At 56.2% G+C, this 13,626-nt stretch carries 11 protein-coding genes; 4 read left to right on the top strand and 7 right to left on the bottom strand.

All coding sequences use genetic code 11. The features are described from left to right. Positions 1–10 precede the first annotated feature (10 nt). The 4 genes from ACNQ6O_RS00995 to ACNQ6O_RS00980 are packed head-to-tail and all read right to left on the bottom strand — an operon-like array spanning position 11 to position 3,760. Complete coding sequence (locus tag ACNQ6O_RS00995; protein WP_418051391.1) at positions 11–1,120, bottom strand: tRNA-queuosine alpha-mannosyltransferase domain-containing protein; 1,110 nt, start codon at positions 1,118–1,120, stop codon at positions 11–13. Next, the gene (gene arsJ / locus ACNQ6O_RS00990) at positions 1,113–2,324 is read right to left on the bottom strand and encodes an organoarsenical effux MFS transporter ArsJ (RefSeq protein ID WP_418051390.1); all 1,212 of its coding nucleotides are present in this window, start codon (positions 2,322–2,324) and stop codon (positions 1,113–1,115) included. The genes ACNQ6O_RS00995 and arsJ overlap by 8 nt, the downstream gene beginning before the upstream one ends. A 1-nt stretch (position 2,325) precedes the next feature. Next, positions 2,326–3,330 (bottom strand): ArsJ-associated glyceraldehyde-3-phosphate dehydrogenase, encoded by a 1,005-nt coding sequence (locus tag ACNQ6O_RS00985; protein WP_418051389.1) that lies wholly within the window; start codon positions 3,328–3,330, stop codon positions 2,326–2,328. 37 nt (positions 3,331–3,367) lie between these two features. After that, on the bottom strand, positions 3,368–3,760 hold the full coding sequence (locus ACNQ6O_RS00980) for an ArsR/SmtB family transcription factor (protein WP_418051388.1): 393 nt from the start codon (positions 3,758–3,760) through the stop codon (positions 3,368–3,370). A 138-nt stretch (positions 3,761–3,898) separates the two neighbouring features. Here ACNQ6O_RS00980 and arsH point away from each other — a divergent pair, with 138 nt between their 5' ends. The 3 genes from arsH to ACNQ6O_RS00965 all read left to right on the top strand — a co-directional run bounded on the left by arsH (position 3,899) and on the right by ACNQ6O_RS00965 (position 6,629). Further along, positions 3,899–4,615 (top strand): arsenical resistance protein ArsH, encoded by a 717-nt coding sequence (arsH, locus tag ACNQ6O_RS00975; RefSeq protein WP_418051387.1) that lies wholly within the window; start codon positions 3,899–3,901, stop codon positions 4,613–4,615. Between the two features lie 9 nt (positions 4,616–4,624). Continuing rightward, positions 4,625–5,695 (top strand): ACR3 family arsenite efflux transporter, encoded by a 1,071-nt coding sequence (gene arsB / locus ACNQ6O_RS00970; protein ID WP_418051386.1) that lies wholly within the window; start codon positions 4,625–4,627, stop codon positions 5,693–5,695. A gap of 136 nt (positions 5,696–5,831) precedes the next feature. Next, positions 5,832–6,629 carry an undecaprenyl-diphosphate phosphatase gene (locus ACNQ6O_RS00965; RefSeq protein ID WP_418051385.1) on the top strand — a complete coding sequence of 266 codons (798 nt, stop codon included), beginning with the start codon at positions 5,832–5,834 and terminating at the stop codon, positions 6,627–6,629. 438 nt (positions 6,630–7,067) lie between these two features. Here ACNQ6O_RS00965 and uvrD read toward each other — a convergent pair whose 3' ends face one another. Together uvrD and ACNQ6O_RS00955 are read right to left on the bottom strand one after the other, a co-directional pair. After that, positions 7,068–9,233 (bottom strand): DNA helicase II, encoded by a 2,166-nt coding sequence (uvrD, locus tag ACNQ6O_RS00960; RefSeq protein ID WP_418051384.1) that lies wholly within the window; start codon positions 9,231–9,233, stop codon positions 7,068–7,070. Positions 9,234–9,474: 241 nt separating this feature from the next. After that, entirely contained in the window at positions 9,475–10,923 is a 1,449-nt protein-coding gene (locus ACNQ6O_RS00955; RefSeq protein WP_418051383.1) for an NAD-dependent succinate-semialdehyde dehydrogenase, read from the bottom strand. A gap of 167 nt (positions 10,924–11,090) precedes the next feature. Between ACNQ6O_RS00955 and ACNQ6O_RS00950 the strand changes: the two genes are divergently transcribed. Beyond that, positions 11,091–12,104 carry a histone deacetylase family protein gene (locus ACNQ6O_RS00950; RefSeq protein ID WP_418051382.1) on the top strand — a complete coding sequence of 338 codons (1,014 nt, stop codon included), beginning with the start codon at positions 11,091–11,093 and terminating at the stop codon, positions 12,102–12,104. On the opposite strand, the gene thiI is transcribed toward ACNQ6O_RS00950, so the two are convergent. After that, complete coding sequence (thiI, locus tag ACNQ6O_RS00945) at positions 12,101–13,555, bottom strand: tRNA uracil 4-sulfurtransferase ThiI (protein ID WP_418051381.1); 1,455 nt, start codon at positions 13,553–13,555, stop codon at positions 12,101–12,103. The two genes, ACNQ6O_RS00950 and thiI, sit on opposite strands and share 4 nt — an antisense overlap. Positions 13,556–13,626: the final 71 nt, after the last annotated feature.

Here is a 13,626-nt window from a genome sequence, read left to right as displayed (position 1 = left end):
CAGCTCGCCGTTAAGTGCACCGCCCTGCCTCGATCAGTTCATTAACCAGTGTTCGATAGCGTTGTGCCAGTACGGAGGCTTTCCAAGCCTCCGGCGGCAACGAAGCAGAAGGCATTTCCAGAATGGTTTGCAAACGATCGAGTGCAGCATCCGCCTCTGCACCCGCATCTTGCTCATGGCTTTGGTAGCGACACCTGGCTGGCACGTATTCGCGGTAGGCCAGCCGGTCTGGGGCCAAGGGCATACACCCAGACGCCATAGCTTCCAGCATCGAGAGGCCCTGAAAGTCATGAAGGGCTGTAGAAAGCACCACATCCGCTTTACGCAATAACTCATCGTACTCGGAGCGGCTTGCCAGAAAGCCCCAATGTTCGAGCCGATGGGCGAACTTTGCCTGAATCTCGCCAAACGCATTCGGGTGATGACGAAATGCTTCCCCCACCACACTTAACCTATAGGGCTGCTGACTCTGTTCCAGCCGCTGTAGAAAATTCAGCAACCGGTCCGGGCCTTTGTCGTATTCCCAGCGGTGGTTCCACAGTATGTGTGGGCAGGCCCGGTTGATAACGCGAGGTTCGTCTGTGAACAGGCGGTCTTCGATCGGCACCGGGATCACGTCGGATTTTTGCTGAATACGTTCGATGATCCCGCCGGGTACGGCATCCGGCAGTTTATTCAGCAAGGCTTGAGCGCCGTTTAAAAAACTGTCCCGATTCCAGGCACTGTTGAAGGCCACTCGATCCGCCGCCACCGCGCTGTAAAGGTTCACCATCTGGGGCTCAACGCGATCCTGCTGTTGTTGGCTGATCGGGAAGGCAAACTGGTTTTCGTGCATGTAAAGCAAGCACGGTGTACCCGCCAACTGTGGGTTCAGCCCCCGCAAGGTTGCGAGGTCCACCATGGAGGTGGCAATCACCAAATCCCAGCGCTCTTGTAAACAGGGCTCATTCAGCCAGCTCAGGGCATTGCCCCGGATTCGCCACTGAAAAAAACGTGGGGGCAGTGTCAGGCTGTGCCACTGATACTCCGGCAACAGATGCGTCAACTGCTCCCGCCAGCGCTTGTGACTGGCGGCATCGTAGGCTGACAGGAGCAGAATGCGCGGTTTGGAATCAAGCACGCCCTTGCTCCCCTATCGGTTGAGCCGTTTGCTCGGGCAACCATAACGACAGCAGGGCGGCGATGGCCACCAGTGCTGAAGATATCCACAAGCAAGCTTCCAAACCGTATGCCTGATAAACCCAACCGGACAACACGGTGCCTAGCAATCGGCCAGCTGCATTCGACATGTAATAAAAGCCCACATCCAGCGATACACCATCCCCCCTGGCAAAACTGACAATCAGATAGCTGTGCAGGGATGAATTGATGGCGAACAGCACGCCGAACAACAGCAAACCGCCAATTACAACGACCTGCGCCGACCAGCCCACCATCAGCGCGCCGGCAATGGCCGCCGGAACCACAGCCAGCAACGCCGCCCAAAACACGGCACTGGATTTACCATTGGAATCGCCGGTAATTCGGGGGGCAATGGTCTGGATAAAGCCATAGCCAATGATCCACGTGGCCATAAAACCGCCGACTTTCCAAAAGTCCCAGCCAAATGCCGTGTGTAGATACACAGGCAATGCCACCACAAACCACACATCCCGGGCACCAAACAGGAACATGCGCGCCGCAGACAGCACATTGATGGCACGGCTTTTGGACAGAATCTCCCGAAACTTGGGTTTTGCTTTACTTTTACCCAATTCCTGCTTGAGTAGAAACAGACTGGCTAGCCACACCAGCCCCAGCGCCACGGCCATCAGTATCACAGCCCCCGTGAAGCCGGCCGCCATCAACAAGACACCGCCCAAGAAGAAACCTACGCCTTTCAGCGTGTTCTTCGAGCCGGTGAGAATGGCCACCCACTTATACAACTGGCCTTGCTGTTCATCCGGTACCAACATTTTGATACCGCTCTTGGCCGACATTTTGTTGAGGTCTTTGGCAATTCCGGACAAGGCTTGCGCCGCCATCACCCAGGGTACGGTCAACATAGCGGCAGGCACCGCCAACATCGCCAGAGCAACGATCTGCAGGAACAATCCGATGTTCATGGTGCGGTTCAGGCCCAGGCGGGCACCGAGATAGCCGCCAACCAGATTGGTCACCACCCCGAAAAACTCGTAGAAAATGAACAACAGGGCAATGGCCAACGGCGAGTACCCCAGCTGATGGAAATGCAGCACCACCAGCATGCGCAGCGCGCCATCGGTCAGGGTAAAGGCCCAATAGTTTCCGGTGATCACCAAATACTGGCGAATGACGGCAGTCATATCAGGCCAGACCCACCTTGCGCGCCAGTTCCGCCGTGCGGTTGGCATAACCCCATTCGTTGTCGTACCAGGCGTAAATTTTCACCTGGGTGCCATTAATCACCAGCGTGGACAAGGCATCGACGATGGACGACCGTGGATCAGTCTTGTAATCGATGGACACCAGCGGGCGTTCTTCGTAACCCAAAATGTCCTTCAATTCCCCTTCGGCGGCTTCTTTCAACAACCGATTGACGGTATCGCGGTCGGTGGGAGTTTCCACCTCAAACACACAGTCGGTCAGCGAGGCATTGGTGAGCGGAACACGCACCGCGTGGCCATCCAACCGCCCCTTCAGTTCCGGGAAAATCTCGATAATCGCCGTAGCCGAGCCGGTACTGGTCGGAATCAGTGAGCTGCCACAAGCCCGGGCCCGGCGCAGATCTTTATGGGGCGCGTCGATAATGGTCTGGGTATTGGTCAAACTGTGGATTGTGGTGATTGAGCCGTGCTTGATACCAAGCTTCTCGTGAATCACTTTCACCACCGGTGCCAAGCAGTTGGTGGTGCACGAAGCCGCGGTCACGATGCGGTCGTTGGCTGGATCAAAAATGTGCTCGTTCACGCCCACCACGATGTTCTTGGCGCCCGCTTCCTTCACCGGAGCCGTCACCACCACACGCTTTACGCCCTGATCCAGATAAGCCTGCAATACCGCGACCGTTTTGTTCACGCCGCTGGCCTCGATCACGAGATCGCAGCCAGTCCAGTCTGTGTCGCCGATGGCCCGGTTATGGGTAACGGCAATGCGCTGGCCGTCGATCACCAACTCGTTACCGCTCACTTCGGCTTCATGGCTCCAGCGCCCGTGAACACTGTCGAAATTCAACAGGTGCGCCAACGTCCCGGCGTCTGCGCCCGGATCATTGATCGCCACAAACTCTAGTTCCGGCCACTCCCAAGCCGCCCTCAATGCTAGCCGGCCAATCCGGCCGAACCCGTTAATACCTACTTTGATCTTGCTCATGGCTATCTCCTTTTATGAATGGCCACTTGATCAGTCTTCAGAGGCACCTAGACGCTGGGCGCTCAGCCAATGCGCTAAGCTTTGTCAGCGGTAAGTGAATCAACGCCTCATTGTGCGCCACTGTTTCATCGAGAACTCGTAGGACCCACATGGGCAAACTAGGGTTAATAGAATAATAGACCCACTGCCCCCGTCGCTCTGTTGCCACCAACCCGGAATCCCGCAATATCGCCAGATGCCGACTGACTTTCGGCTGGGACACCTCAAACGCTTCCGTCAGTTCACAGACGCATAGCTCTTTCTCTCGCCGAATCAGTAACAGGGTGGTCAGCCTCAGCTCATCACTTAAAGCTCGGAACAGGCTGACAGGGCTGAACTCGGCCGTTTGTTCGTCGGCTTCAGGTAAAGGCACAGTGCTTTTTGTATCCATCGGGGAAACGTTCCACGCTATTGAACATTCGATTATCCATATATATGCTTTAAGCGATATTAGGTGTGCAAAGTGACAAAGTAAAGACACCAAACCGCGCTTTCTCTTATCCAACTTTCGGGGTTTTCTAGCTGCCTTATGACACCCACCAATCTACCCAACATCGACCGCGATCTGTTCCAAACACCCACCAAAGAACAGCTGTTCGCGAACGCGCCTTCAGAGCACGCACCACGCATTCTTCTACTGTACGGCTCACTGCGTGAACGCTCTTTCAGTCGTCTGGTTGTAGAAGAAGCCGCCCGGCTATTGGAGGCGATGGGTGCAGAAACCCGCATATTCAACCCTCACGGCCTGCCACTGGCCGACGCCGAAGATGCGTCGCACCCGAAGGTACAGGAGCTGAGAGAACTGGCGGAATGGTCTGAAGGCATGGTGTGGTGTTCACCAGAACGCCATGGCGCCATGACCGGCATCATGAAAACCCAAATCGACTGGATCCCGCTGTCCATGGGCGCGGTTCGCCCCACTCAGGGCAAAACCCTTGCCGTGATGCAGGTGTGCGGAGGCTCCCAATCCTTCAACGTGGTCAATCAGTTACGAGTATTGGGCCGCTGGATGCGCATGGTGACCATCCCGAACCAGTCTTCGGTGGCCAAAGCCTTCATGGAGTTCGATGACAACGACCGCATGAAGCCATCGCCTTACTACGATCGCATCGTGGATGTGATGGAAGAATTGGTAAAGTTCACTCTGCTGGTCCGCGACCGCAGTGACTACCTCACTGACCGCTACTCCGAACGCAAGGAAAGTGCGGAAGAACTGTCCAAACGTGTTAACCAGCGGTCTATCTGAGGAAAAGGCATGAGCATCGATACCGAAGCTACAGCGAAGGAGTCTGGTGCCGAGGGCATGGACCTATTCGGCCGCTATCTATCAGTCTGGGTTGCTTTGGCCATCATCGCCGGCGTGGCTTTGGGGCAACTGGCCCCGTCCGTACCGGCAACCCTAGCCCGCTTTGAGTACGCGCAGGTTTCCATCCCCATCGCCATTCTGATCTGGGCAATGATTTTCCCGATGATGGCGCAGATCGATTTCAATGCGGTAGTCGGCGTCAGAAAAGAACCGAAGGGGCTGGCGATTACTACTGTCGTAAACTGGCTGATTAAACCCTTCACCATGTTCGCCATTGCGTGGTTCTTCCTGATGGTGGTGTTCAAGCCTTTTATTGCGTCTGATCTCGCCAGTGAATACCTCGCGGGTGCCATTCTGCTGGGTGCCGCCCCTTGTACCGCCATGGTGTTTGTCTGGAGTTACCTCACCAAAGGCGATGCTGCCTACACGCTGGTGCAAGTCTCCCTGAACGACATCATCATGCTCTTTGCCTTCGCGCCCATCGTGGTGTTTCTTCTGGGCATCTCCGACATTCAGGTGCCTTGGGATACGGTGATTCTTTCGGTCGTGCTGTACATCGTCATCCCGCTGACCGCCGGCTACCTGACCCGCCGCACGTTGATCGCCCGCCGCGGTCAGCCGTGGTACGACGACGTGTTTATGAAGCGCCTCAGCCCGGTGACACCGGCGGCACTGATCGTGACGCTGGTGCTCCTATTTGCCTTTCAAGGCGAAGTGATCTTGAAAAACCCGCTGCACATTGCTCTGATTGCCGTGCCGCTGATCATCCAAACCGTCTTCATCTTCTTTCTCGCCTATGGCTGGGCCCGCCTATGGAACGTGCGCCACTGCATCGCCGCGCCGGGCGCGATGATTGGTGCCAGCAACTTCTTCGAACTGGCCGTGGCAGCCGCCATTGCCCTGTTCGGCCTGCAATCCGGTGCAGCATTGGCAACCGTAGTGGGCGTGCTGGTGGAAGTGCCCTTAATGCTGGCACTGGTTAAAATCGCCAATAACACTCGGGACAAGTTCCCAACGTAATCACCATGATCACTCCGGGTGCTAGTAGAAACAGCACCCGGAGACTACACCTGTTCAGCTAACGACCACCCTGCTAATATCCCGCCCATCGATATCACCCTGAACAGCAACCGCTGACCCGAACGGAACCGATACCATGGATTTTTTTCAGGCCCTTTTCCTTGGCCTTCTCCAGGGACTGACTGAATTTCTACCCATCTCCAGCTCTGCCCACTTGATCCTCACCCCCGCGTTTTTTGACTGGGACGATCAGGGCGTAGGCTTTGATCTATCGGTTCACATCGGCACTCTGTTGGCGGTGGTTTTATACTTCCGCCGCGACGTCTTCGGCATCGCCAGAGATGGCTTGCTCTCCATGGCCCAACGCCAAATCGTCGGCCAAGGCGCCCTCGCCTGGTATCTGGTCATCGGCACCATCCCCGCCGGCTTGGCCGGATTGGCGTTGCTGGACATGATCGACAACGAACTGAGAGCGGTGGAAGTCATCTTCTTCACCACCCTGATCTTCGGCCTGCTGCTGGGCATCGCTGACTGGATTCCCAAACGTCAGCGCACGCTGGAGTCTCTGAACTGGAAAGATGCGGTTCTGGTCGGCATCGCCCAAGCCATGGCCTTGGTACCCGGCACCTCCCGTTCCGGCGTCACCATCACCGCCGGCCTGTTCCTGGGCATGAGCCGAGAAACCGCCTCTCGCTTCTCGTTCCTGCTGGCTATTCCCATCATCGTGCTGGCATCTGCAGTGAAATTACTCGAAGTGGCGACTTCTGATGTGGTCGTCGATTGGAGTGGATTTCTGATTGGCGGGGTCACATCGTTCCTGATGGCCATTACTGCGATCCACTTCTTCCTGAAATGGCTTAACAACGTGGGCATGTGGCCTTACGTGATCTACCGGATTGCCTTGGCTGGGGTTATTTACGCTGTTTTGATGTGATGGTTTTGGCGTGGGAGCTCTGATCTTCGGGGCTTCTGGTTTTGGGGGTGGCAGGTATCGGGGACGGCTTTCCAAAAAGCGCTCGAGCCGTCCGTGGTCGCTTGTGTTCCGCCATCCATGGCTCCACAAATTTTTGGAAAGCCGCCCCCGACACCTGCTCCACACTTTAGAATGGATTTCAGGGGATTTTGAAACGCTACAGCCCAACGTTGGAGCTCAATGCTAAGCCCCAATCTATCATTTCCCTTTGATCGATAACCCCACAAAGCTCTTTTCAAAAGGCTTGCACACAGTGTGGCGTGCGGGGTTGGGGGTGTCCTTCCAAAAATGTGCGGAGCCATGGATGGCGGAGCAGAAGCGTCACATGGACGTGCCGAAGGAGCGGTTTTTGGGAGGACACCCCCAACCCCGCACATACCACCCAACTAACCCAAACCGCTAACAAGCCTCCAAAGGCGCATAAGCCAACACAAGCCACTTAGCGCCCTCATCGAAGTTCACCTGAACCCGCGTATGGTGCCCAGTGCCCTCAGAGTTCATCACAATACCCTCGCCGAACTTCGGATGACGCACCCGCTGCCCCAAACTAAAGCCAGACTGCGCAGCAGAATCCTGCGCAAACATGCTCTCATTCGGCCGCCCCACCATCGCCGGACGCGTCACCGTATTCCGCAACCGAACCTCCTGCAGGCAATCCGCCGGAATCTCACGAACGAACCGTGACAGCGCATGGAACTTCTCCTGCCCGTACAAACGGCGAGATTCCGCGTAAGTAAGTACCAGCTTCTTCATGGCCCGTGTAATACCGACATAGGCCAACCGGCGCTCTTCCTCCATACGCCCCGGTTCTTCCAGAGACATACTATGGGGGAACAAACCTTCCTCGACACCTGCCAAGAACACCATCGGGAATTCCAGCCCCTTGGCCGAGTGCAAGGTCATTAGCTGCACGCTGTCTTCATGGTCCGCCGCTTGAGACTCACCGGCATCCAACGCCGCCTGCGCAAGAAACTCCGCAAGCGGATCTACCCCGTCTTCCACTTCATAATCCGACAAGGCGTTAACCAGCTCCTCCAGGTTTTCTACCCGGGCCTGGCCCTTCTCGCCTTTCTCACTGGCGTGATAATCCTTCAAGCCACTGGCCTCAATCGCCTGCTTCATCAACCCCTGAAGAGAGGCCTCGCCCATCATTTCAGACAAGCCATTAATGATATCCAGGAACGACTGCAACCCGGTTCGAGCGCGACCTTTTACCTGCCCCGCCGCCAGCATGCGCTCCGAGGATTCCCACAACGAAATACCCTGCTCTGTGGCGTAGGCTCGGATTTCTGCGAGGCTCTTAGCACCAATGCCGCGGGTGGGAATGTTCACCACCCGCTCAAACGCCGCATCGTCCCGGTGGTACTGAACCAAGCGCAGGTACGCCAATGCGTTTCGGATTTCCTGACGATCATAGAAACGCAAACCGCCATACACCCGGTAAGGAATGCCTTGGCGCATCAAAGATTCTTCCAACACCCGCGACTGGGCATTAGAGCGGTACAGAATGGCCGCTTCACTGCGTAAATTACCCTGATTCACCCAATCGGTGATGGAGTCTGCGATGTAATTGGCCTCATCCTGCTCGTTAAACGCCGCATACAAACTGATGGGGTCGCCGTCGGGACCATCGGTCCACAGCTCTTTGCCTAGGCGGCCTTGGTTATTCGCAATAACGGCGTTTGCGGCCTTCAGGATCATCTGGGTGGAACGGTAATTCTGCTCCAGCCGCACCATACGAGCATTGGGAAAATCCCGCTGGTACTGCTGAATGTTCTCAATCTTGGCACCACGCCAGCCATAAATAGACTGATCATCATCACCCACCACCGTCAGTGGTACACGGTTGCTGGCCAGCACCTGCAGCCAGGCGTATTGGATGGTGTTGGTGTCCTGAAATTCGTCCACCAGAATATGCTGGAAACGATCTTGGTAATGGGCCAGCAACTCGGGCCGGTGCAACCAAAGCTCGTGGGAGCGCAGCAGCAATTCACCAAAATCCACCAAGCCACCCTGCTGGCACAGTTTTTCGTACTGGCGGTAAATCTTCAGCATGGTATTGGTGAAGTGGTCGCCGGGGTTTTCCTGAATGTGATCAGCCCGCAGACCTTCGTCTTTCTGGCTGTTGATGAACCACTGGGCCTGCTTGGGCGGCCATTGGCTTTCATCAATCTGGAATTCGCGCATCACCCGCTTGATCAGGCGCAACTGATCGTCGCTGTCCAGCACCTGGAAGTTTTCCGGCAGGCCGGCATCTTTCCAGTGGGAGCGCAACAAACGGTGAGCAATACCGTGGAAGGTGCCGAACCACAGGCCGCGAGCGGGGATGTTCATCATCTGCTCAATGCGGGAGCGCATTTCCTTGGCGGCTTTGTTGGTAAAGGTCACCGCCAGAATGCCCGTAGGCGGCACTCGGTCTACGGTCATCAACCACGCCATCCGGTGAACCAGCACCCGAGTTTTGCCACTGCCTGCACCGGCCAGCACCAACAGGTGGTCGTTCTGAGCTGTAACAGCCTCGCGTTGGGCATCGTTCAGGGGGTCAATGATGTGGGAAACGTCCATAGCACCTAGCTTTTCTACTGGTTAAATAAACAGGTTTGAAAGTATAACAGGAGATAACGGGGATTTCTGTGGAGCCTTAGGGTCCGGCTCAGACTCAGGTGCGGACGCCCACGGGCGGGTCAAGCTTTTCAGGACACGCTACGAGCCATCCATGGGGCTTATTTCGGGCCGTCCCTGGCCCTCAATAGTCCTGAAAAGCTTGACCCGCCCGTGCGCTGTTTAACGTTAGGATACGGCCGTCTTAAAAACCTCTGGGAACCGTCTGCGCTTCAACAAACTCAAACAAACCTTCCAAGCCGCCTTCACGACCAATGCCGGAAGCCTTCATGCCCCCAAACGGTGCTTCCGGTGTGGGGCCGGTGCCGGTGTTCCAGCCTACATGGCCAAAACGGAGCCCCGCCGCCACACGTTGGGCCCGTTCGGCATTTGCTGTGAACACATAAGAAGCCAAACCAAATTCGGTGTCGTTGCCCGCTTCAACCACTTCCTCTTCCGTGCGGAACAACGCCATGGGCACCAATGGGCCGAAGGTTTCTTCCCGGTAGCAACACATGTCTCGGGTAACGCCCATCACCGCCGTTGGCGGGAAGAACAGGCCATCGCCCAGTTCCCCGGGCTGTTTACCTGCGACCAGAGTCGCACCTTTGTTCAAGGCATCTTCAAGATGACGCTTTACTTTGTCGAAGCCGGCCTGATTCACCAGCGGGCCAATGTCGACGCCATCTTTCATGCCGTCACCGACGGTCATGCGGCCGATTCGCTCCGCCAGTTTTTCGCCAAAGGCTTCGGCCACGTCCTCGTGGATAAACACCCGGTTGGCGCACACACAGGTTTGGCCGCCGCCCCGGAACTTATTGGCGATCAGGTTATCCGCCGCAGCATCCAGATCGGCATCGTCGAAGATAATAAACGGCGCGTTACCGCCCAATTCCAGGGCCAGTTTTTTCACCTGCTCGGCCGTATCCAGAACCAGCTTCCGGCCAACCTCGGTGGAGCCAGTAAAGCTGATCATCGGCACGTCCTGGTGCTCACACAACACCTTGCCGATCACGCTAGCTTTACCCATGACCAAGTTAACCATGCCCTCGGGTAGGTCGAGCTTATCCATCAGCGTAAACAGCGCCACCATGGTCAGTGGGGTTTCACTGGCGGGTTTGATCACAGACGGGCAGCCTGCGGCCAGCGCTGCCGAGAGCTTTTTCGCGATCATGCCAATCGGGAAGTTCCAAGGAACAATCAAGCCAACCACACCCACCGGCCGATAATGAACGGTCCAAGTGCAGTCTTTCGGCTTTTCAGGAATGGTGTGGGCGTCCAGCGCTTCGATGTGCTTAGCGCAATAATCAAAAAAGCCCGCGGCGTATTCCACTTCACCCTGAGCCTCGGGCAGCGGTTTGCCATGTTCCATACACAGAATACGACCAATCTCGTCTTTATTGGCTTTCAGAGCATCCCGAATGTCTTCCAGCCACTTACGGCGGGTTTCGATCGGCCATGGGTTCGCCAGCCTCAGCGCAGATTTTCCAGCCTCTACCGCAGCCAGAATGTCACTTTCCGGCATGGACGGCACCTCGGCAATCCGCTCTCGAGTCGCCGGATTGAACACCTCAAAGGTGTTGCCTCCGTCATTCTCCACCCAGCGTCCGCCAATATAGCCCTTAACATTCTGCAGCAATGGTGACTCAATCATCTCGGCTCCTTTTGGATCACGGATACCACCCCAGTGCGGGATAGAACAGCTTGTGCATTTATGCCCTTCATAGTGGTAGCTGACAGCCACCCTGTAAAGTTCCAGCGCGTTTTTGACGCAACCAAGTTCGTGCCTATACTCGAAGGAGCTAACCAAGGAGGCCGGACATGAAAGCATTCTTCCATCCGTCGCAGGATCTACACATCCCGAAGACGTATTTTACGCGGGGGCAAATGCGCCAGCCCCAGGAGGTGCCGGATCGAACCGTGCAAATGCTGGAGGGTTTGAAGGAACTCGGCATACCCGTGCTTCAACCGGCAGATCAGGGCACGGCTCCGATTTCCCGCGTACACGACCTGGGCTATCTGCGATTCCTGGAGTCTGCTCACCGCCGCTGGCAGGAAATGGATGATTGGGGCGACGAAGTGATGTCGAACATCTTTGTCCGCTCACCCAATGCCCTGCGGGGCGTTCTCGCGGAAGCGGCTCGCTACCTTGCAGACGGCAGCTGCCCGATCGGGGAGAACACTTGGAAGGCCGCTTACTGGTCGGCGCAAACCGCATTGGGTGCTGCCGATACGTTGATGGCGGGCGAGCGCACCGCGTATGCAGTTTGTCGACCACCAGGGCACCACGCTCGCAAAGATGCCGCTGGCGGGTTCTGCTATCTGAATAATGCTGCGATTGCGGCAGAGCACCTGAAAAGCCGTTTTCCACGCACGGTCATACTGGATACCGATATGCACCACGGCCAAGGCATTCAGGAAATCTTCTACGACCGGAGCGACGTGCTTTATATATCGATCCACGGTGACCCCACTAACTTCTATCCAGTGGTGACAGGCTTTGAAGATGAACGGGGTGAAGGGGATGGCCTAGGCTACAACATCAACCTGCCCATGCCGCACGGTTCCAGCGAAGAGGATTTCTTTACCAAACTGCACGATGCGCTTGCCGCGATCCGCCTGTATCAACCGGACGTGCTGATTCTGACTCTGGGCTTTGACATCTACAAGGACGACCCTCAAGCGAAGGTGGCCGTCACGTCGGAAGGTTTTTGCCGGCTCAGCACCCACATACGCCAACTGGGTCTACCGACACTGGTCATTCAAGAAGGAGGGTATGATCTGGACACCCTCAGCGAGAATGTCCAGCAATTCGTCCGAGGCCTCACTGGCTAACGCGCCGGCGTGTAGACCTTCACATTGCTGTGCCCGTCGGCCTTCAAATGGCCGGCGTGCATGCGACTCATGGTGCCTCGGTCGCAGTACAGCAGGTATTGGCCATCCGCCGGAAGATCCGCCAGCTTTTGATTGATTTCATAGAAAGGAATCTTCAACACGTCATTGCTGGTCAAAGTCAGGGGTGCCCGTTCTTCCTCGGAAGGATGGCGGATGTCGATGATGACATCGCCCACTGCCGGGGTTTCTACCAGCTCTACTTCTTCCGGGGTCACCACGCTGTCGAGCAACTGGCTGACCATCACATCCGTGCGGTCCTCAATGGCCTTGGCCAGAACCTCCGGATTCATTTTCTCTTCTTCTTCCTCAACCCGGTGCAGCTTGGCCCGGGTAACCGGCTTGCTTGAAATCACACCACAATATTCCGGCATGGTTCGGGCAAACGGCTCGGTGCCAATGTCCTTGGCAATTTGAATGATATCTTGCTTGTCCATAGCAATCAGCGGACGCAGTACGACTTCATCGCTGGCGCGGTCGACCACGTTCAGATTGGTCAGGGTCTGGCTCGACACCTGGGCCACTGCGTCGCCCATGACCAAACCGCCCACGTTGTAGTACTGGCCAATCTCGGCCGCGGCTTTCAGCATCATGCGCTTGAGTACCACGCCCCAATGACGGTGGTTCACCGTGCGCATGATTTCTGCCACCACACCTTCAAACGGGACGGAGATGAACTTCACATTGTGCGAGGACGCGTATCGGTCCCACAGATAATGGCTCACTTGGCGAACCCCAACCTCGTGAGCGGCACCGCCCAAATTGAAGAACAAGAAATGGCTGCGCATGCCCCGGCGCATCATCAGGTACGCCGCAACGGAAGAATCGTAGCCACCGGAAATCAGCGTCATAACGGTTTCAACGGCGCCGATCGGATAACCACCCGCGCCCTCGTGACGACGATGGGCTATGTGGAATTGATCGTTTTTAACCTCAATCCGCACTTCCACTTCGGGATTTTTCAGATCGACACCGCGAGCATTGGTTGCCTGCAGCAGCATGCCGCCCACCGTGCGCTCCAAATCAATCGAACGGAAATCGTGATTACCGATTCGCCGAGCCCGCACGACGAAGCTCTTACCCTCAAGCCGATCTGCGAAAGCGGCAATGGCTTTATCACCCACATCCTGAATATCCACGAACGGGAATACGCCGATTTCCTGAATGGTGGAAATGCCAGGAATGCGCACCAGCTCATCAATCACCGGCCCGGCCAAGCCTCGCTCTTCCGGCACATCCACATCGACTCTGTCGAAACTGCCATCCACCCGAATATCGGAATCCAGCCGTGACAGGATTTTTCGAATGTTCTGCCGCAAATGGCGCATTTGCTGTTTACGAACGGGTTTACTCTTGATGGCGACTTCAGAGGCAGGACGAATCAACAATTTCATAGGATAAGGACTTCAAATGGATAGAGACGTTGGTTGGAGAAACGTCGGGTAGCGAATTTGCGGGAAAGGGC

The organism is Marinobacter sp. SBS5 (genome assembly GCF_048285575.1).
Classification (GTDB): Bacteria; Pseudomonadota; Gammaproteobacteria; order Pseudomonadales; family Oleiphilaceae; genus Marinobacter.
This window is presented reverse-complemented; position numbering and strand designations above follow the sequence as displayed.

Bases quoted from the DNA above. Each gene is read 5' to 3' on its own strand.
- ACNQ6O_RS00985 (WP_418051389.1), bottom strand. From the start codon at position 3,330: ATGAGCAAGATCAAAGTAGGTATTAACGGGTTCGGCCGGATTGGCCGG.
- arsB (WP_418051386.1), top strand. From the start codon at position 4,625: ATGAGCATCGATACCGAAGCTACAGCGAAGGAGTCTGGTGCCGAGGGC.
- arsJ (WP_418051390.1), bottom strand. From the start codon at position 2,324: ATGACTGCCGTCATTCGCCAGTATTTGGTGATCACCGGAAACTATTGG.
- ACNQ6O_RS00965 (WP_418051385.1), top strand. From the start codon at position 5,832: ATGGATTTTTTTCAGGCCCTTTTCCTTGGCCTTCTCCAGGGACTGACT.
- uvrD (WP_418051384.1), bottom strand. From the start codon at position 9,233: ATGGACGTTTCCCACATCATTGACCCCCTGAACGATGCCCAACGCGAG.
- ACNQ6O_RS00950 (WP_418051382.1), top strand. From the start codon at position 11,091: ATGAAAGCATTCTTCCATCCGTCGCAGGATCTACACATCCCGAAGACG.
- ACNQ6O_RS00955 (WP_418051383.1), bottom strand. From the start codon at position 10,923: ATGATTGAGTCACCATTGCTGCAGAATGTTAAGGGCTATATTGGCGGA.
- ACNQ6O_RS00980 (WP_418051388.1), bottom strand. From the start codon at position 3,760: ATGGATACAAAAAGCACTGTGCCTTTACCTGAAGCCGACGAACAAACG.
- arsH (WP_418051387.1), top strand. From the start codon at position 3,899: ATGACACCCACCAATCTACCCAACATCGACCGCGATCTGTTCCAAACA.
- thiI (WP_418051381.1), bottom strand. From the start codon at position 13,555: ATGAAATTGTTGATTCGTCCTGCCTCTGAAGTCGCCATCAAGAGTAAA.